The sequence below is a fragment of the Shewanella sp. S1-49-MNA-CIBAN-0167 genome (assembly GCF_040310145.1).
GTDB classification, from domain to species: domain Bacteria; phylum Pseudomonadota; class Gammaproteobacteria; order Enterobacterales; family Shewanellaceae; genus Shewanella; species Shewanella psychromarinicola.
The window spans coordinates 14,119-37,220 of the sequence record NZ_JBEOPO010000037.1 but is presented as its reverse complement, the minus strand read 5'-3'; the positions used below and the strand labels follow the sequence as shown (position 1 = coordinate 37,220).

Genomic DNA, 23,102 nt, shown 5'->3' with positions numbered 1-23,102 from the left:
TAGAATATGCAGCGAACAATATCACCGGCCAAGCACTGGATTGTTATTGTGCTGACAAGTGTGTTGGGTTGTGGACTATTGATACAGGGAGGTTATATGCAAGCTAAGGCCCATTTTGCCCAATTTTTGATTGAGCGAGCATTTGAAAAAACCTTGGTGGATAATCAACCGCATAAACCTTGGTCTTGGGCTGACACCCACCCGGTGGCTAAAATGCGCGTGTTGCAACAACAAACCGATGGTTTACAACCATTGGGGAGTGACTTATATGTGTTAGCGGGGGCATCTGGGCGCAATTTAGCCTTTGGTCCTGGGTTGATGTTAGGCGGCGCGGCGTTGGGGGATCAGGGACATATGATCATTGCGGGCCATCGTGACAGCCATTTTATGCGTTTACAATACGTTAAAGTAGGCGATATTATTGAGCTTTATAGTACTGCTGGCGAACGGGTGTTATATCAAATAACCGCGACACAAGTAGTACATGAAACCGACATTGAGGTGCTTGCCCCCACGCCAGATAGTCACTTAACCTTGATAACCTGTTATCCATTTGATCAACTCAGCGGTAATGCTGAATATCGATATATTGTTGAAGCTAAACCCTTGGAGGCAAAACCGTTATACAGCTAACGATAATGCGGTTAATGACTTGCTGATAGTGGAGACTGGAAAGTTTGACGGTTTTGGACGTTCAGAGGCATGAAAGTCTTTAGCGTTGAAGCCAAATGTTTGATTGAAGGTTAATGTACAAATTAAAGCGAAGTCAGTGAAATATTATCGGTAACTTCGCTTTATCGTCAATAAAAAAGCAGCGCCCAAAAGGACTCTGCTTTTCTATTAGCCAAGCTGCCATTAAGCTTTCATTGATTTTTCCCCCCGGGCTAAACCGACCACACCTGAACGTGATATTTCAATCACCTTGGTCATATCGGTGATCGCATGGATAAAGGCATCAATTTTATCGCTGGTTCCGACCATTTGAATAGTATAAATATTGGCGGTGACATCGACGATTTGACCGCGAAAAATATCCGCCGTGCGTTTAACTTCTTCACGTTGATCGCCTTGAGCTTTAACTTTAACTAAGGCAATTTCACGTTCGATGTGGGGCGACTCAGTAATGTTAGCCACTTTTAAAATATCGATAAGCTTATGCAATTGTTTTTCAATTTGCTCAAGAATATTTGCATCGGCAATCACGGTAATATTTAAGCGTGACAAGGTAATATCTTCAGTGGGCGCAACGGTTAAGCTTTCAATGTTGTAACCGCGCTGAGAAAATAACCCCACCACTCGTGACAATGCGCCCGGTTGGTTTTCAAGTAATACAGAAATAATACGACGCATTAGCTTTTCTCCGTTTTGCTTAGCCACATGTCGCTCATCGCACCGCCGCGAATGAGCATAGGGTAGACGTGTTCGGTCTCGTCTACGCTGATATCAACAAACACTAATTTGTCCTTCATCGCTAACGCTTCAGCCAGCTTAGACTCAAGTTCATCTGGATGATTAATGTTCATACCAACATGACCATAGGCTTCTGCAATTTTGGCAAAATTAGGCACAGAATCCATATAAGAATGGGAATGACGACCAGAGTAAATCATGTCTTGCCATTGTTTTACCATACCAAGGAAACGGTTATTTAAGTTGATGATTTTAACAGGAGTATCATATTGTAGTGCCGTTGAAAGCTCCTGAATATTCATTTGGATAGAGCCATCACCGGTGACACACACTACGGTTGCCTCTGGGAAGGCCATCTTAACGCCCATCGCCGCAGGTAAACCAAAGCCCATGGTGCCTAATCCACCTGAGTTAATCCAACGGCGGGGTTTATCAAAAGGATAATACAAGGCGGCAAACATTTGATGTTGACCTACATCAGACGCCACATAAGCGTCACCATTAGTGAGTTTGTACAATGTTTCAATAACTTGCTGTGGCTTGATCCTATCGGTTGTACGATCGAACTCTAAACTCTTACGTGAGCGCCAAATTTCGATATCGCCCCACCATGCGGTAATAGCGGCAACATCATTAGTGGCTTTAGACTCATCAAGTAGATCTAACATACCATCTAGAATATTATCGGCAGAGCCAACAATTGGAATATCGACTCTGACGGTTTTAGAAATAGACGATGGATCAATATCGATGTGTAAAATGGTTGCATTGGGGCAATATTTTTCAACATTGTTGGTGGTGCGGTCATCGAAACGGACCCCAATACCAAAAATTAAATCGGTGTTGTGCATCGCCATATTGGCTTCATATAAACCATGCATTCCTAGCATGCCTAAACTCTGCTTATGGGTGCCAGGAAAGGCGCCTAATCCCATTAGGGTGCTGACTACGGGAATGTTCAAGCGTTCCGCAAGGGCAAGGAGTTGTGCATCACAACCTGAGATAACCGCGCCACCACCGACATATAACACCGGCTTTTTAGCGGCCAGTAGAGCTTGCAAGCCTCGACGAATTTGGCCTTTATGACCTGCTGTCGTTGGATTGTACGAGCGCATTTTAACGCTGTCTGGGTAAACATATTCATGCAGTATATCTGGGCTTAAGCAGTCTTTTGGCAAGTCAATAACGACTGGTCCGGGACGACCTGTCGCGGCAATGAAAAAGGCTTTTTTGACCGTTTCTGGAATGTCTTTAGCATCGGTTATTAAAAAACTGTGCTTTACGATAGGGCGTGAAATACCAATCATGTCGCATTCTTGGAAGGCGTCATTACCAATTAAATTACTTGGCACTTGACCAGACAACACCACTAATGGAATGGAGTCCATGTAAGCGGTGGCAATACCTGTGATGGCATTGGTTGCACCAGGACCGGAAGTCACTAACACTACGCCCACTTTACCCGTGGCTCGTGCATAGCCATCAGCCATATGCACCGCAGCTTGTTCATGACGAACTAAGATGTGTTCTATACCAGATGTTGTATGCAGAGAATCGTAGATGTCTAATACTGAACCGCCGGGATAACCGAAGATATGGCTGACACCTTCATCAATTAATGAGCGCACGATCATATTCGCGCCAGAAAGCTTTTCCATGAAATAAATCCTTGTTAAGTTACCGTATGGTAAACAGTATCTTGTATACAACGACGGTAATCGTTTGAATAAATAAGTTTGAAGGGTAATTCAAACTCGAGGATTGAATTAACAGCAGTTAAATTCAACAACTTGTCCATCAGAGACTGACTTAGCTCTTCCTTCCATCTTATGTAAATTTATTTTTACTGCAACTACTTTAGTTAATTATTTTTCAAGCTTGAAATAGTTTCATGTTTATGAACTTATTTGGGGGCGGTATATAAGATGTACAAGTAATCGCAAGGCGCCATAAGACCTATAATCAAAATCTAACGGTTTCAGACTAGATAAACTGCAAATGTAGGGTGAGGTCGGTTAATGAACTCTGCCTCTGAACTGCTGTGAAAGGGGGGGGGTGGCAATGTTACTAAGAGGGCGGACATGGAATCGCAGAAATTTAATCAAGTTTATGGATATGAAGCTCGAGTTCAATTGAGTTTCAATTCTTACATGAAAATAGCCGCATTGATTAGTTTTACCTTTGCTATTGTGATAACGATTTTACTTCGAGCCGTGGTTATAATTGGCGCAGAGCCGGGTATTGACGGATCAACATTAGACACCTGGATAATGGGTTACATGTTTGTAGGCTTTTTTATTACCAGCTTGATTAGTTCAGCGATTTCGTTTGTTATTTATTCACTAATATGTGCTAAACAAAAAGGCCACAGAGTAACGGGTAGATTTTCCGTATTAGTAAGTCGTTCTGATAAGTGATTTGTAGCGTTAGATAAGCTATTCATGGGACTGATTTAAGTGAAGGGTAGGGTTCAATATTTTGGCGTTCACATAAGGACAAGACCATCGATATTAATGGCCTTATCCTTGTTTACCGCAGTGTTAGTTAGCCGGCATCATTTTTCGGTAAGGTACTTTGAAAAAACTGGCACACCCCAACTAATAATACTGCACTAAGCATCAACGCCGAAAAAGGCACTGCGCTACCGTCATAAAAATACGCCAGTAATGGCCCCGCGACAGCACCAAAACCAAATCTGAGGGTACCGATAACGGCTGTTGCTGTGCCAGTTTCTTGCTTGAATTTCATTAATACGATGGCGTCAGCATTGACCGACATTACACCTAGGGAGCCCATTAATGGGATTAGCATCAGCACGGTAAAGTGATAACTTAACTCCAGTAAATTAACCGCTAACAAGCCTGTTGCGGCAATGGAGCAAAAAAAGGTGGCTACATGCAACATGCGTTTTGACCCGAACCGAGTCACAATTCTGGAATTAACAATGTTAGCCAGCATCAAGGCGCCCACATTGGTGCTAAATAAAATAGCAAATAACGATTTATCTAAATGAAACACTTCCATGTAAATAAATGGCGAAGCGGTTAAATAGCAAAAGAAGGCAAATGAGGTTAATACGCCGCTAGATAAATTCAGTTTGACCCCACTACGGGAAAATACGGTGTAGTAGGCGCGTAAAAATGATTTTTGACTGCGCCCGCCTAAGTCCTTATCGCTGGGCATTTTAAGTTTAAATAACACTAAAGCCAGTAGCGTAATGGCATAGCAACTTTGACTTAAAAAGATCAGGTGCCAATCGCCGAGTTCCATAATCAAACTGCCCATCGTCGGGGCGAGTAATGGTGCCAACATCATGATGAGGCTGACATACGACATACCTTTGGCCGTATTGTCGCCATAAATTTCTTTAATATAGCCCGGAACCACAACCGTGGCCGCCGCGCCAATGAATGCTTGGGCAAAGCGCAGCATCAAAAACTGTTCAATACTGGTACTCAGTGCAATTAACAAACTTATCAATGTGAAGCCTAACAACCCAAAAATAACCAGTGGTCGACGACCAATTTTATCGGCCAGTGGACCAAAAATCAGCATGCCCAATGCATAGCCCGCCAAATAAATACTGAGTGATTGTTGCACCGTGGTGATGTCGGTATCAAACCCTAATGCCAATGTGGACATTGCCGGTAAGTACATGTCGATAGCGAGAGGTGTAATGGCGACAATGGCGGCAAGCATGGGGATTAGCATCGCTAAATGGGGGATACCCGCTGATACAGGAGATGAATTAAACTTTGATGGCGATACCACGTGAACCTCGTGTACTTTAGGTGTTGCTGCAGATAATGCTAAATCAACATTAGTCTACCATGCTATTAGGCATTTACTGAGGCTGATTTTGTAATGAATAATATAGGTGGATGGTGTTTGCATTAGAGTCAAATAGGGAATTTTTTTGAATACATAGGGGCAGTATTTAGGTCATTACCCCGCCACTCTAATGGGTCCAATCACTCACTTTGGTGAGTAACCGAATTTTAGTTTACTGACTAACTTGTTGTACATAATGCCAAGCCTAATTCGCTTGGCGTTTTTTAGTTTACAAAATATTTATTTATCACTCGTGAATATGTCGTAATTAATTTGAAATAAAACTATGATAAATGCCTACATTATTTTTATTGAGGTTACTGTGCTACTGAGTCGGTTATATGGATTTATGCCTGGTTTAGAGACTTTTTCTCGTTACGAGCGAAGCTGGCTTAAAGATGATGTTCGCGCAGGCTTATCTGTTGCCGCCGTCGCTTTGCCCGTGGCAATTGCATATGCGCAGTTGACGGGCGTCAATGCTGCGGTAGGTTTGTATTCATGTGTGTTACCTATGCTAATTTATGCCTTATTTGGCACATCAAGACAACTTATCGTTGGGCCTGACGCCGCAACATGTGCGGTTATTGCTGCTGTTGTCACACCTCTTGCGGCTGGGGATAGTCTTAAGCATTGGCAATTAGTCATGACCATGACCGTGATGACGGGGTTTTGGTGCTTGATTGCGAGTCGGTTTAAATTAGGTGTGCTAGCGGACTTTTTGTCAAAACCGATATTAATGGGGTTACTAAACGGTGTCGCGATTACCATTATTGTTGGGCAATTTTCAAAAATATTCGGCTTTACCTTTGATGAAAAATACTTACTTGAGCGTTTAGGCGGTGCGCCGAGTTATTTATCACAAACTCATGTTCCGACGTTATTGATGGCCATTCTCACTGTGATAGTTTATTTTTTGATGAAACGCTTAAAACCAACATGGCCAGCATCAATGTTTGCTATTGCTGTGAGCGGTGGATTGGTGTGGCTTTTTCATTTAACCGATTATGATGTTGCGGTGATTGGTAGCGTGGCTGGAGGCTTGCCATCATTTCAAGCTCCAGTATTTAATCTCGGTATTGTGCGTGAGTTAGTTATGCCGGCACTCAATTTAGCTATGGTCAGTTTTGTGAGTATGATGCTGACAGCCCGCAGTTTTGCGGCCAAAAACGGTTACGACATTGATGCTGACAAAGAGTTTAAAGCACTAGGGTTAGCCAATCTTGCTTCCGCTTTATCGCAAGGATTTGCCGTGAGTGGTGCAGATTCCCGCACCGCAGTAAACGATGCCAATGGCGGTAAAACCCAATTAGTGTCCGTGATTGCCGCAGTATTGATTGCCATTGTTGCAGTGTTTTTAACGGCGCCATTAGAATTTATTCCCAGCGCAGCATTGGGGGTGGTGTTAGTGATTGCGTCAGTACACCTCATTGATCTAAACGCTATTTGGGGTTTACGTTTACGCGATCGCCAAGCATTTTATTTAGCCTTAACGACTTTCCTTGCGGTACTTTTTATTGGGGTTATCCCTGGGATTACTCTGGCGGTTTTATTAGGCTTGTTTCAGTTCCTTCGCACGGTAATGCGGCCTACAGACCAAGTGCTTGGACTTGATTCTAAAGGCATTATCCGTAGCCTAGACAGCAGTGATAAAGCGGCTCCCATCCCCGGGATATTTATTTATCGATTTAATTCTCCACTAACCTATTTTAATGCTACTTATTTTAAGCGTCGCTTATTGGAGCGTTTTGCACGACAAAATCAGCTTGAAACGGTCGATTGCGTGATTATCGATGCTGTACCTTGCTTTACACATTTAGATTTGAGTGTGATGGCAATGTTATCCGATATTGACGTGTTGCTCAAAAAGCGCGGGGTTAGTTTAGTGTTGGCTGGGCGTAAAAGGCAATTATTGAGTTGGTTTGAACAAACAGAGATGGTGTCAGGGGATGAGGGGATCACTATTCGGTCTGATTTATATCTTGCATTGAAGATGCATCAAAGCCATATTGCGGCTAATGAAGCACAAAAGCTCGATAGTGGTCATACTGATGAATCAACGGAGATCGTATTGACACACAATTAAATTTATCCTTTTGGGTTAAATACTCTTGTGGTTTTTTGTTTAATTTTTTACAAATTATTTATGTTTACAAATAGTGTCGACGACGATGTTGTTCTATAACATCGCCAAAATAACTAGGGTATGGTAATCATACTTTGTAATGACGCCCCCTCGAAAATAATGGCCTTAATTTTATTTATGGGCCCTTGAGTAAAGTAAAAAGCGTAGTCTTTCTATTGGATGTGGCATGTATGGTTTCGCAAATAAGTGAAGCAATGCTGGATGTGATCGCCGATGCGTTAGTCGATAAAGGGTATATCCTTTTATCAGATATCATTCCTGATTATGTAAGTTTAGCCTTGCTTGAAAAAATGCAAGCTGAGCAAAATATTGAATTTAAAAAAGCGGCTATCGGTCGAGGTATAGAACAGCAAATCAATACTGAAGTTCGTTGCGATAAAATTAGCTGGCTGGACAATCAAGATCATATTGACCGAGAATATATATTGGTTATGAACCAATTGAAAGATGGCCTAAATCGACGTTTGTTTATGGGACTATTTGATTTTGAAAGTCACTATGCCGTGTATGAGCCGGGTGCGTTTTATAAAAAACACCTTGATTCACTTCATGGCAGCCAAAATCGTATTTTATCGACAGTATTTTTCTTAAACCCTGATTGGCAAGAAAACGACGGCGGTGAATTGATTCTTTATGATGAGTCTGATTTACCACTAGAAGTCGTTAATCCGAATATTGGTACCTTGGTACTGTTTTTAAGTGAACGCTTCCCCCATGAAGTCAGGCCAACAATGAAAACCCGTAATAGTATTGCCGGATGGTTTAGGGTGAGTAACGCCAATCACGGTTTTTAATCACTCTATTGTGATGAACGCCGCATTTAGCAAGCGCTTTTAGCTCGCATTTTAGCAACAAACCCAAAACAATGTTTTTTGGGGATGGATATAAACATTGTTGGTACTGACTGTAAATCTATATGCAGTTAAGGTAATGTAACCTTTTAACGAAAGGAGCGTTAATTTGAGCTGGATTAATAGGCAAGATTGCTTGATGGGTGAACATGTCATCTTAGAGCCATTATCTTTAGAGCATGTTCCAGGCTTAATTCTGGCGGCTAACGATGGTGAGTTGTGGAAATTATGGTATACACAAATCCCCAATTTCGAGGGTATGAAAGCGTATGTCGAGTATGCTCTAGCCTGTGAAAAAAGAGGTGAAGCGGTCGCGTTTGCGGTGCGTGATAAAATATCAGGCAATATCATTGGTAGTACTCGTATTTGTCATTGGGAACAACCCCATCGTAGGCTTGAAATTGGCTACACTTGGTACGCTAAATCCTATCAACGAAGTGCTATTAATACAGAATCCAAGTTATTGTTACTGCGTTATGCATTTAATACCTTAGATGCCATTGCGGTTGAATTTAGGACTCACTGGCATAATCATGCCTCTCGAAATGCTATTTCGCGGATGGGCGCCAAGCAAGATGGCATATTACGAAATCATAAAATTCAAGCAGATGGTACCATTCGCGACACGGTCGTGTTTTCGATTATTGAAACGGAATGGCCTCAAGTTGAACAGTTTTTAAGCTCTCGTTTAGCGCATTATCAATCGTTAACATTATCTACAAATTTCTAAAAATGAAGGGAAACAACCATGAACAAATCTGCTATGTGGATTTTTACTGCTTCGGCTATGTGTGTGAGTATGTCTGCATATGCAGAAGATGCTGCAGAAAAAGCATTTACTGATGAGTTAATAGAATGTGCTGCTTATTATCAAATAAGTTCAGAAGCGATTGGTGCGATGAACGCTCCACAAATGAAAGCGGTGGGAGATCGTTTAAAAATATCTGCAATTGATGCTGTCGCTATAGCGGGCAAGTATCGTGCACCCGCAAAAGTTGAAACAGATGTTAGCGAAGCTAAACAACAGCAAATTGATAAATTAGCTGGGTCGAATAATTTAGGCGCATTGATGTCAAAATACAAAGATAGCTGTAAATCGATTGTAACCAACCCACAAAAACGCTTAGATTATTGGACCATGGCGACCATGTAATCCGCTTATTTTTTGTAAAAAGACATAACCACGTTGAGGTAACTCGCGTGGTTATTTTTTTAGCCACAGCCCTTGTGGTGTTTGGATCATATGCCCAGGTTCGGCTGCTTCAATGGCTTTTTGTGCCGCGAGTGTCGCGACTTTATCAAGGCTAATATTATGGCGATTAGCGATGATTTGATAATAGTGTTTGCGTTTGGCATTAATGGTGAGTACTAGCTGTTGCGTTTCGGGTGATTCAATGACAACGCCTAAATAACCATTGGGTTGCTCACCCACTATTCTGGCCGTTTTGGCCTCTTGCAATGTCATTGCCCACGCGGTGGCACACCATAATAGACTGGTTAAGCATATTGCAGTTGCTAGAGTGAATGTCGATTTCATGTTGATCACCTCAGCTTAAAATAACTCATCATTTTCAAGTAGATTATTAAGCTCTTTTTCCACTTTAATTTTAATTTCATGCTCAATTTTAACATTTAAATTAATTACAATAGGCTTATCGGGTGGTTCTATCTTTACCGTGGGCGTACAGGCTGAGAGCCATAACGATGCCATTATGGTGCTAAGACTAACTAAATATATCGATGAATATTTCACGTGGACTATCCTTTTTATGCTGCTATTGGACTTTTGTTTCAATTTTGTTTTGGAGTTGATTGCTGATCTGGGTACTTTTGTATAATTGAATTAAGTTTTCTTGGTGAGTGTAATTGAGATGAACAGGGCGCTCAATTCCACGGCTATTACCTTTTACACCAATATTTATTACCGCTTCTCCGCTTGGCGTCATATCAAATGTACTCGCCAATTCACTGTAGTTAAGATGCTCAAGTGCGGTAAAGACTAATCCAAGATAAGGTTGAGATAATTCTAGCTGATCCATTGCAGGATTTCCGGCAACTTCAATTAATCCGCCAGGTGCTCGTGCGGCGAGTTTCCCGCCTTCGATAGTCACTTTACCGTCAACGAGCTCAGCAGGTAATACGCCATCAAATAAGCCATTGGCTTTAACACCCACTTGCGGTTGCTCTTGTAAAAACGTCTCTAAACTGAGCCCTTGTAATAACAAGTATCCATAAGATTTATCATGTAGTTTTAGCACAAACTCAGGTAATAAAAAGCGTCCATCAAGCATGTCACCGCTGGCGGTAAGATTGATGTTGGTTTCGCTTAACCCTGTGACTTGCTGTAACCAGTTGGTCGGCGTTTTGTTGCCATCTTTATTGAGTTCGATATCGGCATTTAGATTCAAGTTTGTTAGCGATAACCCAAGCTTAGCTTGCTGTAAACTGATTGCGGTTTGTGGGCAGACTAATTGACTGTGGGCAAAGTGTTTTTCAGCAGCAGGAGTATTAGGACCATCGTGAGTTTGTTGCCAGTTATATTGGCATTGGGCAAACACGTCTCCACCGGTAAATGATTTATCTTGCCATTGACCTGACAAGGATGATAACTGCTGTTGAATTTTCATTTCAAACTGACTGGTGTTGTCTATTTCACTTAATGCAAAGCCTGCTACAAGTTTACTGTGGCCTTGAATAGACAAATCACTGGGTAACGGTTGGACTTTTTGTAATGTCTTCATTGCTGCTTCAATGTCGGTATCAAACGTCCATTGACCCGCTAATGATAATGGACTTTTTTTATCGGCAAATTTGAGTAAGTGATAACTGCTTAAGTTAAGTGTATCGAGTTGCCATTGCTCACTACCCACCAGTAATCCTTTGGACAAGGTAAGCTGCTGAGTGACGTTAAGCTTATCCAGCGCAAGCAGAGGTTGGCGGCGATTTTTGCCCAGTTGTTTTGTTATGTCGAGCTTATTGATGCGCCAGCTTATGTCATTAGTCGCCGGGATTTGTAGCCAATGTGCTAGCGACTTTTCGATGGCATCATGTTGATTTAACGCTAGGGATAAACCTTGGTTGATACTAATATCGGCTTTACTCACCGAGGCCTGTGTGGTCGATAGTTTACTTTTGTCCGAATGGATTGCTTGTTGGGCGATAAGTTGGCTAATTTGCACGGTAAACGGTGATAGGTTGATTTGAGTATTAGGTTGTTTGAATGTCATGGTCGAAGTGTCGTTGAGAGTAAACCCGAATGAACCCAATTGTGTCGAGGTGTTTTTGGTCTGTTTGGTGTGTTGTTCATTATCACTGGATATGCTTCGCGAGAAGCTTGTGTGGTTGACGGCTAGGCTGGAGCTCGGGTGTAATGACAGTGTTAATTGATGTTGTTGCTGTGATATTTGACCGACTAAATGCACTTTTGCATCTGACAACGAAAGCTGATCTAAGGGGAGCTCAGGGAATAAGGCTTTAATATCTATAGCACTTGGCTCAGGCGTGGCAACTAGTATGGATGCATTTTTATTTACGCTGGCGGTTACTGGTTTTATGACCGTAGCCTTGTCGGTGGTAGATTTTTGTACTAGTTGTTGTTCGCTCTTGTTGTTGGCCGTTTTACTCGTCGCTAAGGTTAGATCCCAGTCGACATCACTGCGAAATTGTTGATGGCTGTTGAATATAGTATGTGCCAGTTTCAGCTTGCTTTGTAGCAATAACCCTTCAATGCTGACCGCCAGATCAGGGATTGACATCTGCAGCGGTAACACATCATTTTGCAGAGGAAGAACAACTTCAATAGGATAGGCCATCTGCACATTAATGTGGGCTGGCTGGGAAGCCGATTTAGGGGTTAATTGTTCAATGATGTGAACTATTTGACTAGCATGATCATCGGCTAATAATGCAATTAACTGGTTTCTGTCGTGCTCAGAGGGTGACAGTTGATAGTTTATTGGGGCAATGTCGATTTTTATCGCGAATGTGTCAGTGGTTTTGTTGTCGTCTAATGATGCCGTTATTGGGTAGTTACCCACATTAAGCACGACGTTAACCGGTTGCTGCGGCGCAAAATAGACACTGGGCCACAGTGGAGAGTGCAGGGAGAACTCGTCTATCGATTGTTGACTGCTCATCTCGCCGCTGATTAAATCTATTTTACTCTTGGCAGTCCACAGGCCGTCAATGGTCACTTGCTGCTGACGAATGGGTTGCAGTATTTGTGACAACTGTTTGTGTAAACCATGAAGCATATTATTGGTTTGCGCTTGTTGTGAGTGCGCTTTGCTGGTTAATAAGCTTAAATATTGCTCTAACGACTCAAGCCCCTGATAGCTTAAGCCTAAATCAACCAGGGTGGTAAATTGCCATACACGTTTGTCTAAGGTGGCATTGAGACTAAATAGCGGGAAGTCATTAAAACGCCACAAAGTATTTAGCTGACCTTTTTGGGTCAATGTGAGCTGGTCCATTTTTAAAGTGTGTTGCTGTGGGGTATTTTTATCCAGCACAGGAAGCTTAATGTTAATTTCACCTAACTCAATCATCGGCAATTTAGCCAGGTTGAGTTGCATTGCAGCCGGTGATTCTTCAGTTTGTTGTGATTGACGAATGAAAAAACTGTCACCCAAATCAACATAAACACTTTGTGTTTTGATACTTACAATATCGTCAGCGCTGATTTGTTGGTTTTTAAGGATTTGCAGGCTGTCTCGCAGTTCAAGGTTAAACTCTTGAATCGCGATATGACTGTCTTCAATTTTCAATACCAGTCTAGGAATATAAAGATGATTGAATGAGACATATTCCGCATCAAAGTTAAGGACTTCGATATGGTTATCAGCCAATAAGTTATTCAGTATTTTGACCGCAAGAGGCTTGGCATTTTCGATGATGGCCCACACTAAAGCGACTGTGCAAAACAGGATAAAGAGTAAGATCTTGTTAAGGCTAGATATGCGCAATAGTAACTCGCTTTACGTTTGCTTGTTCAATGGTAACAAGGTGCTCGTTATAATAATTTGGTTGTATGAGGTTCATAACATCACTCATTACAACAATGCTATTCATTATCTTAGCTTCTGACAAACACTTTGTAAGTGGTATTAAACATTGTTTATCAAGTGCAACTTAAGATGAAAACATATGGGGGGTAAACAATTCAATTCATCAGTAAGTGACTAATAATTAGTGACTAACAAAGAGTGACTAACAAAGAGTGACTTATTAAATGTTATACCCACAAATTGATTAGCTTAGCATGGTATTAACATCAATTTGTTAAAATCTATTACATTATTAATCTAGGTGTAATCTAGTGTTAATCCTAATAAAAAAGGCGCTGATTAGCGCCTTTTTTTGTCAAAACATCGTCATTACCGTTTTAAGATAACCAATATGATGTTATTTATTTCAGCAAAGGTTCTACAACCATGTGTTGAAGTTCAATTGGGGCAATGGCATGCAGGGCATCCATTGCGGCACCGACTAAGGTAATCTTTCCTACAGATGATTCCACTAATACTGCCCGCTTTATTTCACTGTATTGACGATTGTTGCGAATTAGATTGGATAAAGCCATTTGCATCGGTTGCATTGATGGATTAAATGCCGCACTTTCAGCATAGCGGCCGCAGAAAGTGGCGCCATCGTTGGTTTCTAACACAACAGCTGCATTGCTATTGGTGTATGGCGCATAACTTAGCCCCATTTGGTCAATGGCTTCGATGATCATTGGGTCATCTGAATCACAATTAAATTCTAGCTCACGTTTACTTAATAGTGGCATGGTGACATCTAAGTCTGCCGGTCCAAAAGCATAGGGTAAATAATGGGCTAACGTTTGGGTTTCTTGCTCTGGTAGGTGAATGTTAATCTTACTGCCATTGACCAGTTCGTTCATAAATTGACGGCAATGGCCACAGGGGCTGAAATTAACAATAATATCAACAACTTCTGTTTCACCACTTAACCACGCATGACTGATGGCACTTTGTTCTGCATGTACACTGTGGAATAACGCTTCACCGGGTAATTCTAAATTGGCGCCCATGTACAAGTCACCACTGGCTCCTTTTGCAATGGCGCCGACGTAAAACTCGCTTATTGGTGGGTTTGCAAGTGCTGCTGCAATGGGCAATAAGTCCATGAGCACTTGCTGTTCTGGTTTACCGCTTGCCTTGACAAGGCCTGCAAATTGGCTGGCATCAATATGACCACAAAATTGGTCATGTAATAATGGCACAAGTGCTGTAGCCAAAGGCTTGTCTAGTTGAGTAATGCTGTTTAAAAAACGATTTTGCATTCCCTTAATCCTTAAATGAAATAAATTGAGCAAAGTGAAAATTCACTATAATGATTGTAAATATTGATATAGGGCTTTTAATAGCTTTTGTTTGTGTTCATTCTCGCTGGTTTCTTCGACCAGGTTCTCGAGTTTAATCACATAATCGGCATCAGATAAGCGTTGTTGACAGAAATCTCGCCATTTACGAGCTTCACTGTCTGTTAATGTTCCTGGGTAGTTACGGGCCCGGAAACGAAACAACATTTCATCGATACGAGGATCATCAAACTGCAATGCCAACGCCGCTAGGTTACGAGGTTCGGTATGACAAATAATGTCAATTTTAGATTTATCTGCATGGCTAAAAAATCCACCGCTATAAAGCATTAAATCAGGATCGGTAATCGGTTTGCGATTTGATTCAAGTTCAAATACTTGGTTAAGCTTTTCACGTAATTCGGGATGGTTTTTTAAGCGTTTATATTGCTCACGTGCAAATGCTTTATCAAACTGTAATTTCTCCGCGACCTCGTCATCCAGTAATTTTGGCGAACCAACAAAAGGGCATTTGTTAAACTGAATTTGCTTGAGCGGTATTGGCAGCTCATTTTCTGATAATTCTTGACGAGGAGTGTACATACGATGGTTAATTTCTTGCGCGGACAACTCTATCAAAGGTGAGATGTCCATGGCCAAATTAATGCAGATCACTGAATTTTTATTGGTTGGATGATACGCCACGGGTGCAATCAACGTAGTACAGCCTTGAAGCGCACTAATTTTCGAGCTGACATGAACCAAAGGTTGCATTTTTAATACATCAACGTGGTCAGCAACCGCTTGTTTACGTCTTAAATTAAAATAATACTGGTACAGTTTAGGTTGTTTCTGCTTTATCAGTTTCGCCATTGCAATGGTGGCGTAAACATCAGACATGGCATCATGGGCTTTTTCATGACTTAAGCCATTCGCTTGGGTGAGTAACTCCAGTTTAAAACTGGGTGAGCCATCTTCTTTCTTTGGCCAATTAATACCGTCAGGGCGAAATGCATAGCAAGCTCTAACTAAATCAATAATATCCCAACGCGAATTACCGTTTTGCCATTCTCGTGCGTAGGGATCGATAAAGTTACGATAGAAACCATGACGACTGACCTCATCATCAAAACGTAATGAATTATAGCCCACGACACAGGTGTTAGGCTGGCTAAATAACGTATTGATACGTTTCATAAACTCAGCTTCAGGTTCGCCTTTAAGATTAGCAAGCTGCGGAGTGATACCGGTAATTAATATGGCTTCGGGAGACGGTAAGTAGTCAGGCGCGAGTTTGCAATAAAAGGTTTCAGGTTCACCAATAATGTTCAACTCTAGATCGGTTCGAATACCCGCAAATTGTGATGGGCGATCTTTGCTTGGATTTGCCCCAAAAGTTTCATAATCGTGCCAGAATAAAGTGGGTTGAATTGCGTTAGCCATAGTAAATATAAGATCCTTTTCGCGATTAAATCCATGTTAACATTTATCAGCATAAAAAAATGATAATGAGATAAAGTTCAATAAAAATTTTCTAATATAGCCTTGTTTACTGGTGACTAATGGGGATTTGCTGGTTACAATTTAACGAAGTAATTAAGGAATATTCTATGGATCACCATCTCTTTACTCAACCAAGTGTTTGCGAAATTAATCAACCTACTGCGTTGACACTGCGCTTATCTGAAAGTGTGAGTGATTTATTAGTGTTATCAACGATGAGTAATCCTTTGGTTGAGTTTGTGGTGAGCCAAGTTAATCATACCCAAGCGACACTAATTATACGTATCCAACCGTTTTTGACTTTTGCTTTTGAGCATACGCAGCCATTAATCCAAACGCCAGCTCAACGACGATCCGTGGGGCAGGGGATTAAATTATATCCTTCAATGGGAGTGGCTCCTCGCGTGTGTATCGAGCAACTTAGAAGAGGAGTGACGATTAATATTAACGTTGATGAGGATATGTATTTTAGGTTATCAGCCGAAGCTCGTTTTGAACTGGTGACTTTAGAAAATGACTTACGGATTTTGAGTGAACCTCAAGCACTCGTTATGGCTAAAGCGATATTAGGGCGTAAGTTTGATTATAATGAGCCCTCTAACATGCTGGCCGTTCATATTAGTGAATTAGAGCAAGTCCGACGAGAATTACGTGATTACCTCAGTGGTGAGTCGGGCAAAATCCACCCTGGTGTCTCAACTGAACTATTAAAACTTGATCATTTATTGCAAAATAAGCACCAATGGTTGTTGCGAACCTATCATCAGTCATTAGAGCGTCCTAATTTGGGGCGTTCATCCAATGAACAACTTTATAATAATGAGCAATTACAACGTAAATTAGATTGTTTTGAACTATTAGCCCCTAAAGATGTGTCGGAAATGGTCACTAAACTGTGTGATGACGATCTTTAATTTTTCAGTAACTCTAGAGTCCACCCATGTCTTATATTTGCCCTATTTGCAGCGCCCCGTTAGTGAAACAACAAAATGCTTGGCAATGTGAACAACGTCATCAATTTGATTGTGCCAAAGAAGGTTACGTTAATTTACTGCCTGTACAAAAAAAGAAAACCAAAGACCCTGGTGATAACAAAGAAATGATGTTCGCTAGAAGAGAGTTTCTTAATCAAGGCTTTTATCAGCCCTTAAGCGACAAGGTTAACCAGTTGGCGCTTGAATATGCTCCAGATGCTAATAAGATACTCGATATAGGCTGTGGTGAAGGGTATTACAGTCATCGATTGTTTGAAGCGCTGCAATCTGTCACTCAATCCCATTGTGAGCTTTTCGGGGTAGATATTTCTAAATCTGCGATTCGTTATGCAGCCAAACGCTATTCGGATCTGCATTTTTGTGTGGCGAGTGCGTTTGAAATGCCTTTGGCAGATAACAGTTTTGATTTAGCGATCCGTATTTATGCGCCCTCTAAGATTGAAGAGTTACAGCGAGTGATAAAACCGGGTGGAATATTAATTACGGTTTCACCTGGTCCTACACATCATTATGCTTTAAAGCAGAAAATTTATAGTGAGCCCAAGCTGCACCCACAAGGCCCCTTGGTATTGGATGGTTTTACATACTTAGCTCACGAAGCGTTGAGCTACTCATTGTCGCTAACCCGTGCAGACGATATTGATCATTTTCTTAATATGACACCTTACGCCTGGAAGTTGAGTGATTCACAGAAGTCTCAAATAATAGAGCAAGGGCTTGAGTGTGAGATAGACTTTAAAATCGAAATTCATCAACGGGAACAAGAAACAATCAGATCATTGATATAAATAACTATCTGATGCTCAAAGATAAACCATTTTGTCATATCACCAATTAAATACTATCTTTTGATTGATGTTTGTTGACTTATCTCGAGAATGGTTTATAGTCTACTCAGCTTGAAGGTTGGGCTTATATTTATCAATACGACCAGTTTCGTCCTGTAAACATAAGTAATACCGGCATTTTCCAGCTTTACTGCCGTTAAGGCTTTAACTATTTTTTTCTACAGGATTTATATATTATGTCTCAAGTTACTGGTGTTGTTAAGTGGTTTAACTCTGATAAAGGTTTCGGATTTATTGAGCAAGAGTCTGGTCCAGACGTTTTTGTTCACTTCCGTGCTATCAATTCAGACGGTTTCAAAACTCTTGACGAAGGTCAGAAAGTTTCTTTCACTGTGACTCAAGGTCAGAAAGGTCCTCAAGCTGAGAACGTTTCAGTAGTTGGTTAATATTTAGCTTTAGCTAAATGTTAGGACTTTAAAACTGTAACAATTTATTGTTGCAGTTTTTTTTTGCATTTTTTATGTGTGTTGCCATCATCTAATCATCTAATCATCTAATCATCTAATCATCTAATCATCTAAATCATCTAAATCATCTAAATCATCTAAATCATATAATCATCAGTTTCACCTCATTGTCTAAGTTATTAATCTCATTTATATCCTTATGAATAGCGTAGCAATTACATTAAATATTACGTCGCTTACGCTTGTTAGTTCAAGGTAGCCAAAATAACTATTCCATAAAATAGCCATGCCATATATGGACCCTAAGCTTTTATAACACTTTTGATTAATCGGTTCACTAGCATATATTTAGCGTCTAAAGAGGTTTTTTTGCCAGCGCCATGATGTAAATCTGAAACCTATTACCTTCTCTCTACATTGGCATTTAAGCCTTATCCTTCGTTGTAGCGCTTTGAACTCCCGTAGAACAACAAGATTACTGAACACGATTGCTCCCTCCAATTAGCATCGACTCAATAACATCACTCGTTATTTGATTGTCCTAGGGAGTGTTGGCGATATAAACATAACTACCCAAGGGAATTGGCGATTGTTCGTGCGCCATGACGGCAAGGGGCCGTTAGCTAGTTAACCTTAGCGTGGGATATGTCAACGGTGGTCAAAAAGCTTGTCCTGCTAATGGCTTTGACGTCTGTAGTAATTGGCTTGTAATGGATAGGCTATTGAGGGGGGGGGCAATGCTCTGCTCGAAAAAAAGTGGGCAAGTTTGAGATCAAATCGTTGAAACTATTTTGACTTATATCGAGCAGTGTTACTTCTTGCTCACGTTGAGGTTATTTGCATTAATGATATTCATTGGGGGCGAGTGAAGAGGCTTTTCAGTTTAATGCACTTGTTGTTAGAGTACTGATTGTTTTAGAACACTTGCCGTGAGGGGGGTAGCTGTTTAGATAATTTGTTTGAGAACTTTTTTCGTTTTAGAGTAAATACAGTTCTGGGGATTTAACGGTGACAGAACTTGCTGTGCAGTGGCTTAGCGGTAATATTGTTAATGAATTTACAGTGTTCAGTGATGGGAGTGTAAATCGTTTTGCATTATGCTGACCAGATGCATTACTGATGTGCACAAGGATACCATCGCTTATTAATTAGGTGAGTCATCACAGATTAATAAGCAATGGCATTGACTAGGGCCATCAGGTTATTCAGTCTCTTTTTGGTAATGCTAATCCATTTCTCATCAGTATTTAAGCGTTGTTTTACCCATGACGATGGCTTAAGAAAACAAAGTTTCCTCTAGGGTTCTGCCTTTAAGCAATGCCTTATATTGCCACTGATGGGTGGTAAATAGCTCAAATAACTGCATTTCAAGGGTAAAGCTTGATTGTTTTTGATACTCGATTACATACTGCTCATCACTAATTCGTCTTACTTCAATAATGTCGTTAAGGCCTAATAACTGCTGATGTAGACTGTCCATGTCGCACTGTTTCATGGTAAGTGTGAGGAAGTCTGTGGCTTGACTGGCGTTTATAGAGACGGATTGTTGCAGTTTTCCATGTTCAAGATAGACAACTTGGTCGCATAGTTTTTCAAGCTCATCAAGATTATGTGAACTGATCACAAAAGTCGTCTTACCGGATAAGTCTTTAACAATCTGCCGAATTTTTTTCGCATTGGCAGGATCAAGTCCGGCTGTCGGCTCATCGAGTAATACAATTTTGGGTGAACCCATCAGTGCTTGAGCAATTGATACCCGTTTACCCATGCCGTGGCTTAAGCTTTTAGGTTTGGCATCAGCGGAATCGGTTAAATCCACAAGAGTAAGCACTCTTAACGCTTCTTGCTTGGCAGCCGCGACTGTCATGCCTTGCAATTGAGCGAAAAACTGCAGTTGCGACACAATCGTAAAATTAGGGTCTAATGCGGCATCTTGTGGTAATGCCGATAACAGCCCCTGTAGCGCTTTGCTACCAGGCTTATGACCAAAAATCCTAATACTACCTGTGGTGGGTTGAATATAACCGCACAATAAACTGAATAGGGTGGTTTTACCGGCACCATTGGGACCCACTAATGCGATAGGAGCACCTTCAGTCAAGGTTAACGATACGTTATCGAGTGCAAGTTTATTGGCATATTGTTTAGAAAGGTTGTCACATTGAATAATACTCATAGTGCGCTCCGACTCATCAAGACTTTACCGACAAATAAAATAACTGCAGTTTGCAGTAAAGGAATGGGAGCAAGTGCCAATGAACTTAATCCTTGGGTGTTGATCAAACTCGCAATTTGCGAGCCAGGAAGACACCAATTTAACCAGCTGAGTTGTGGAAAATTCATATTCACTATGGCGATAACAATCGATACAACAGCCCATAAGATGATCGCAAAAATACTTGCTTGCCTGGCTGAGTTTGCTTGTAATGATAGCACCGCCATGGCAGCAGTATAAGGCAGTAATATAATCACTAGGTTAACCATCACTAAAAGACTGGTTGTTATTGATGGCAATAATAATGATATATCACGAGATGATGCCAGTGCTATGGTCGCTAATAGCGTTAAGATGATCAACATAAACTGAATAAGCATTTGACCTAAGAAACGACCAAAAAACAAACTAGTACGACTGACTCTTAATGTTAGAAATCGCAAGCTACCACGTTGTTTATCTGAACTAAATTGATCAGCTGCTATAAAAATACTAAACATTGGAAACAGATAGAGTGCCGCCAACCAGAACACGGCAAATTCTGCCACAGGCCATTCGAAGAGATGACGTAAACTCCCAGGCCCAAACAGTGCTTCGGTAACGTTTTTAAAGCTGGGCAGCATGATAAATTCAGACGCACTCTTAATAGGATAAAGCAATAAAATGGCCCAAATTAACATAAAGGCAATTAATGAAATCATGCCGCTTTTATTACTAAAACGTTTGGTGAGTTCATATTTGGCTAATAACCCAATATGAGTAAGTGTCGACGGAGAGGTGGTACGGTCCATATCTATTCCCTTGCTTAACCCGTTAATGGAAAGCATAAATTAGTTTAATAGCGTCTCTAATTGCGCGATTTTTTGCTCGAGTAAATCAACTCTTTGCTCAAGCTCTGTGACCCGATCGTTTGGTTGTAAAGAGTGCTGAGTGTGAGTAGAAACCTCAATGGCGTGACTACTATTCACTTGATAGTCGTCGACGTTGCCACTAAAGCACTCAAGGAAGCGGCAATCACGTTTATTAGCTTCTCGAGCGAGTTGCACTACTGACGGTTTTTCCCGTTGGCTTAACGCCAGCAATGCGGTCTCAACTTGCGACATATCAGTAAATTCGTGGAGTCGGTTGGTACGGGTTTTTAGTTCCCCTGGTGTTTGTGGGCCACGAAGTAATAACACACAGATTAATGCGACTTCAGCACTGGTTAACTGTAATTCACTGAATTCGGTATTACAAAAGCGATGCTTATATTTTACGACTCGGCTGCCAAAACCCGATTGCTCGCTGATTAAGCGTTTTTGGGTAAGTTCATCTATTATCGTTTGTACTTGAGATTCGCTCAGTGACATAACCGGTTCGCGACTGCTTTTTTGATTACATGCTAAGGCGAGTGAATTTAATGACAGAGGATATTGATCAGGAGTCGTGAGTTCTTTTTCGAGCAAGCATCCGATAACTCTAGCTTCTAGTTGGGTTAATTCCATACACAGTATCCTTTTAATGAAAAGCATGATTCTATTACTTTTATAACAGAGGCATGCTTTTTCTCAAAGGATTGGACTAGTTTACTCAAGTTAATCGAATATTGTTCACACAGTTAACCGAATACCGTCAGTTTCGATGGTGATCTCACCGGCTTTAAATAAGCCGCCAATGGATTTTTTAAAGGCTTTTTTACTCATGCCGAGTTTGTCATAAATGACATCAGCATCCGTTTTGTCATGTAAGGGTAAAAAACCGTTCGCGCTGCGCAGTTTATTGATGATCAAACGGGCATTTTTATCCAGCTCGTCTTTATCACCTTTTTGCAGTACAAGATCAATTTTGCCATCACTGCGGATGGTTTTAATAAAACCAGTGACCTTTTGTCCAAAGCGAAGTTTTTGAAACACTTCATTTTGGTAAATAACGCCCCAATGCAGGTGATTGATAATGGCTTTATAACCTAAATCTGTCGTGCCGCCGATGATCAAGTTAACTTGTTCGCCTTGGGTGTAGTGTGCTTCAGTTTTGTCGACAAACTTATCCAGTTTAGAGGATGCCATAATGCGTTCATCGGCATGGTTGGCATGGACATAGACTAAGTATGAGTGGCCTTCTTCTGCCGGTTTGTGTTGCTCACCAAAGGGTAATAATAAATCTTTGTCTAAACCCCAATCTAAAAATGCACCGAAAGGCCCAGTGGCAATCACTTTTAAATAAGCATATTCACCTACTTGGGCCAGAGATTTTTGGGTGGTGGCAATCACAATGTCTTCAGAATCTAGGTAAAGAAACACATCGACCATATCCCCGACATTACAACCGGTAGGGACAAATTTATTAGGAAGCAAGACTTGTCCAAGCTCTTGAGCATTTAGATAAACCCCAAAATTAACTTGTTTAACGACTTCTAATGAATAACGTTTACCGATCTGTATCATGAATGACTCTACTTTAATAAAAATGAAAAGATGATCTTAATAAAAACACTTAATTATACACGTAAAATTCGCTCACGTTGTGTGAATTAATCGCTATCTAAAATCATTTGCTGTTATCACTGTCTTTGTCGATGTTTACCATGGGAATTGTTGG

The 23,102-nt window shown here is 41.0% G+C and carries 21 protein-coding genes; 9 read left to right on the top strand and 12 right to left on the bottom strand.

Going from position 1 to position 23,102, the window contains the following annotated elements; all coding sequences use genetic code 11:
- The first annotated feature begins 6 nt into the window (after positions 1-6).
- Positions 7-633 (top strand): class GN sortase, encoded by a 627-nt coding sequence (locus AAEZ00_RS16320; RefSeq protein ID WP_124011692.1) that lies wholly within the window; start codon positions 7-9, stop codon positions 631-633.
- A gap of 222 nt (positions 634-855) precedes the next feature.
- On the opposite strand, the gene ilvN is transcribed toward AAEZ00_RS16320, so the two are convergent.
- Entirely contained in the window at positions 856-1,350 is a 495-nt protein-coding gene (gene ilvN, locus AAEZ00_RS16315) for an acetolactate synthase small subunit (RefSeq protein WP_101031976.1), read from the bottom strand.
- Positions 1,350-3,068 (bottom strand): acetolactate synthase 3 large subunit, encoded by a 1,719-nt coding sequence (locus AAEZ00_RS16310; RefSeq protein WP_101031975.1) that lies wholly within the window; start codon positions 3,066-3,068, stop codon positions 1,350-1,352. Before AAEZ00_RS16310 ends, ilvN begins: the two co-directional genes overlap by 1 nt.
- Before the next feature lie 423 nt (positions 3,069-3,491).
- Here AAEZ00_RS16310 and AAEZ00_RS16305 point away from each other — a divergent pair, with 423 nt between their 5' ends.
- A complete protein-coding gene (locus AAEZ00_RS16305) occupies positions 3,492-3,827 on the top strand; it encodes a hypothetical protein (RefSeq protein WP_101031974.1) in 336 nt (111 codons plus the stop codon).
- Between the two features lie 127 nt (positions 3,828-3,954).
- On the opposite strand, the gene AAEZ00_RS16300 is transcribed toward AAEZ00_RS16305, so the two are convergent.
- On the bottom strand, positions 3,955-5,121 hold the full coding sequence (locus AAEZ00_RS16300) for a multidrug effflux MFS transporter (RefSeq protein ID WP_101034686.1): 1,167 nt from the start codon (positions 5,119-5,121) through the stop codon (positions 3,955-3,957).
- A gap of 406 nt (positions 5,122-5,527) precedes the next feature.
- Here AAEZ00_RS16300 and AAEZ00_RS16295 point away from each other — a divergent pair, with 406 nt between their 5' ends.
- From AAEZ00_RS16295 to AAEZ00_RS16280, 4 genes are all read left to right on the top strand, one after another.
- Complete coding sequence (locus AAEZ00_RS16295; RefSeq protein WP_372491500.1) at positions 5,528-7,324, top strand: SulP family inorganic anion transporter; 1,797 nt, start codon at positions 5,528-5,530, stop codon at positions 7,322-7,324.
- Between the two features lie 230 nt (positions 7,325-7,554).
- Positions 7,555-8,178, top strand: a complete 624-nt coding sequence (locus tag AAEZ00_RS16290) for a 2OG-Fe(II) oxygenase (protein WP_101031973.1) — start codon at positions 7,555-7,557, stop codon at positions 8,176-8,178.
- A gap of 196 nt (positions 8,179-8,374) precedes the next feature.
- A complete protein-coding gene (locus AAEZ00_RS16285) occupies positions 8,375-8,965 on the top strand; it encodes a GNAT family N-acetyltransferase (RefSeq protein WP_101034684.1) in 591 nt (196 codons plus the stop codon).
- 33 nt (positions 8,966-8,998) lie between these two features.
- Entirely contained in the window at positions 8,999-9,388 is a 390-nt protein-coding gene (locus AAEZ00_RS16280) for a hypothetical protein (protein WP_232772196.1), read from the top strand.
- Between the two features lie 51 nt (positions 9,389-9,439).
- On the opposite strand, the gene AAEZ00_RS16275 is transcribed toward AAEZ00_RS16280, so the two are convergent.
- The 5 genes from AAEZ00_RS16275 to sbcB form a co-directional block, all read right to left on the bottom strand.
- Complete coding sequence (locus AAEZ00_RS16275; protein WP_101031971.1) at positions 9,440-9,772, bottom strand: YdbL family probable chaperone protein; 333 nt, start codon at positions 9,770-9,772, stop codon at positions 9,440-9,442.
- A 15-nt stretch (positions 9,773-9,787) separates the two neighbouring features.
- Entirely contained in the window at positions 9,788-9,946 is a 159-nt protein-coding gene (locus tag AAEZ00_RS16270) for a YnbE family lipoprotein (RefSeq protein WP_101034683.1), read from the bottom strand.
- A 64-nt stretch (positions 9,947-10,010) separates the two neighbouring features.
- Complete coding sequence (locus tag AAEZ00_RS16265) at positions 10,011-13,199, bottom strand: intermembrane phospholipid transport YdbH family protein (protein WP_502959333.1); 3,189 nt, start codon at positions 13,197-13,199, stop codon at positions 10,011-10,013.
- Positions 13,200-13,642: 443 nt separating this feature from the next.
- Positions 13,643-14,539 carry a cytidine deaminase gene (gene cdd / locus AAEZ00_RS16260; protein WP_124011690.1) on the bottom strand — a complete coding sequence of 299 codons (897 nt, stop codon included), beginning with the start codon at positions 14,537-14,539 and terminating at the stop codon, positions 13,643-13,645.
- A 45-nt stretch (positions 14,540-14,584) separates the two neighbouring features.
- A complete protein-coding gene (gene sbcB / locus AAEZ00_RS16255; protein WP_351089120.1) occupies positions 14,585-16,000 on the bottom strand; it encodes an exodeoxyribonuclease I in 1,416 nt (471 codons plus the stop codon).
- A 167-nt stretch (positions 16,001-16,167) separates the two neighbouring features.
- On the opposite strand from sbcB, the gene AAEZ00_RS16250 reads away from it, so the two are divergent.
- The 3 genes from AAEZ00_RS16250 (at position 16,168) to AAEZ00_RS16240 (ending at position 18,289) form a co-directional block, all read left to right on the top strand.
- Positions 16,168-16,974, top strand: coding sequence for a hypothetical protein (locus tag AAEZ00_RS16250; RefSeq protein ID WP_101031967.1), 807 nt, complete (start codon positions 16,168-16,170; stop codon positions 16,972-16,974).
- Between the two features lie 26 nt (positions 16,975-17,000).
- A complete protein-coding gene (gene rlmA, locus AAEZ00_RS16245) occupies positions 17,001-17,843 on the top strand; it encodes a 23S rRNA (guanine(745)-N(1))-methyltransferase (RefSeq protein WP_124011688.1) in 843 nt (280 codons plus the stop codon).
- Positions 17,844-18,079: 236 nt separating this feature from the next.
- Positions 18,080-18,289, top strand: a complete 210-nt coding sequence (locus tag AAEZ00_RS16240; RefSeq protein WP_011496716.1) for a cold-shock protein — start codon at positions 18,080-18,082, stop codon at positions 18,287-18,289.
- 1,297 nt (positions 18,290-19,586) lie between these two features.
- On the opposite strand, the gene AAEZ00_RS16235 is transcribed toward AAEZ00_RS16240, so the two are convergent.
- The 4 genes from AAEZ00_RS16235 to AAEZ00_RS16220 form a co-directional block, all read right to left on the bottom strand.
- Entirely contained in the window at positions 19,587-20,486 is a 900-nt protein-coding gene (locus tag AAEZ00_RS16235) for an ABC transporter ATP-binding protein (RefSeq protein WP_124011687.1), read from the bottom strand.
- Positions 20,483-21,316, bottom strand: coding sequence for an ABC transporter permease subunit (locus tag AAEZ00_RS16230; protein WP_124011686.1), 834 nt, complete (start codon positions 21,314-21,316; stop codon positions 20,483-20,485). The genes AAEZ00_RS16235 and AAEZ00_RS16230 overlap by 4 nt, the downstream gene beginning before the upstream one ends.
- 39 nt (positions 21,317-21,355) lie before the next feature.
- On the bottom strand, positions 21,356-22,009 hold the full coding sequence (locus tag AAEZ00_RS16225; RefSeq protein WP_124011685.1) for a YceH family protein: 654 nt from the start codon (positions 22,007-22,009) through the stop codon (positions 21,356-21,358).
- 105 nt (positions 22,010-22,114) lie between these two features.
- Positions 22,115-22,948 (bottom strand): CvfB family protein, encoded by an 834-nt coding sequence (locus AAEZ00_RS16220; RefSeq protein WP_101031962.1) that lies wholly within the window; start codon positions 22,946-22,948, stop codon positions 22,115-22,117.
- Positions 22,949-23,102: the final 154 nt, after the last annotated feature.

Coding starts and splice junctions, on each gene's coding strand:
- AAEZ00_RS16290 (WP_101031973.1), top strand. CDS start 7,555: ATGGTTTCGCAAATAAGTGAAGCAATGCTGGATGTGATCGCCGATGCG.
- AAEZ00_RS16310 (WP_101031975.1), bottom strand. CDS start 3,068: ATGGAAAAGCTTTCTGGCGCGAATATGATCGTGCGCTCATTAATTGAT.
- AAEZ00_RS16300 (WP_101034686.1), bottom strand. CDS start 5,121: ATGCTAATCCCCATGCTTGCCGCCATTGTCGCCATTACACCTCTCGCT.
- ilvN (WP_101031976.1), bottom strand. CDS start 1,350: ATGCGTCGTATTATTTCTGTATTACTTGAAAACCAACCGGGCGCATTG.
- AAEZ00_RS16320 (WP_124011692.1), top strand. CDS start 7: ATGCAGCGAACAATATCACCGGCCAAGCACTGGATTGTTATTGTGCTG.
- cdd (WP_124011690.1), bottom strand. CDS start 14,539: ATGCAAAATCGTTTTTTAAACAGCATTACTCAACTAGACAAGCCTTTG.
- AAEZ00_RS16295 (WP_372491500.1), top strand. CDS start 5,528: ATGATAAATGCCTACATTATTTTTATTGAGGTTACTGTGCTACTGAGT.
- AAEZ00_RS16230 (WP_124011686.1), bottom strand. CDS start 21,316: ATGGACCGTACCACCTCTCCGTCGACACTTACTCATATTGGGTTATTA.
- rlmA (WP_124011688.1), top strand. CDS start 17,001: ATGTCTTATATTTGCCCTATTTGCAGCGCCCCGTTAGTGAAACAACAA.
- AAEZ00_RS16275 (WP_101031971.1), bottom strand. CDS start 9,772: ATGAAATCGACATTCACTCTAGCAACTGCAATATGCTTAACCAGTCTA.
- AAEZ00_RS16305 (WP_101031974.1), top strand. CDS start 3,492: ATGGAATCGCAGAAATTTAATCAAGTTTATGGATATGAAGCTCGAGTT.
- AAEZ00_RS16285 (WP_101034684.1), top strand. CDS start 8,375: ATGGGTGAACATGTCATCTTAGAGCCATTATCTTTAGAGCATGTTCCA.
- AAEZ00_RS16225 (WP_124011685.1), bottom strand. CDS start 22,009: ATGGAATTAACCCAACTAGAAGCTAGAGTTATCGGATGCTTGCTCGAA.
- AAEZ00_RS16280 (WP_232772196.1), top strand. CDS start 8,999: ATGTGGATTTTTACTGCTTCGGCTATGTGTGTGAGTATGTCTGCATAT.
- AAEZ00_RS16235 (WP_124011687.1), bottom strand. CDS start 20,486: ATGAGTATTATTCAATGTGACAACCTTTCTAAACAATATGCCAATAAA.
- AAEZ00_RS16270 (WP_101034683.1), bottom strand. CDS start 9,946: ATGGCATCGTTATGGCTCTCAGCCTGTACGCCCACGGTAAAGATAGAA.
- AAEZ00_RS16220 (WP_101031962.1), bottom strand. CDS start 22,948: ATGATACAGATCGGTAAACGTTATTCATTAGAAGTCGTTAAACAAGTT.
- AAEZ00_RS16240 (WP_011496716.1), top strand. CDS start 18,080: ATGTCTCAAGTTACTGGTGTTGTTAAGTGGTTTAACTCTGATAAAGGT.
- sbcB (WP_351089120.1), bottom strand. CDS start 16,000: ATGGCTAACGCAATTCAACCCACTTTATTCTGGCACGATTATGAAACT.
- AAEZ00_RS16250 (WP_101031967.1), top strand. CDS start 16,168: ATGGATCACCATCTCTTTACTCAACCAAGTGTTTGCGAAATTAATCAA.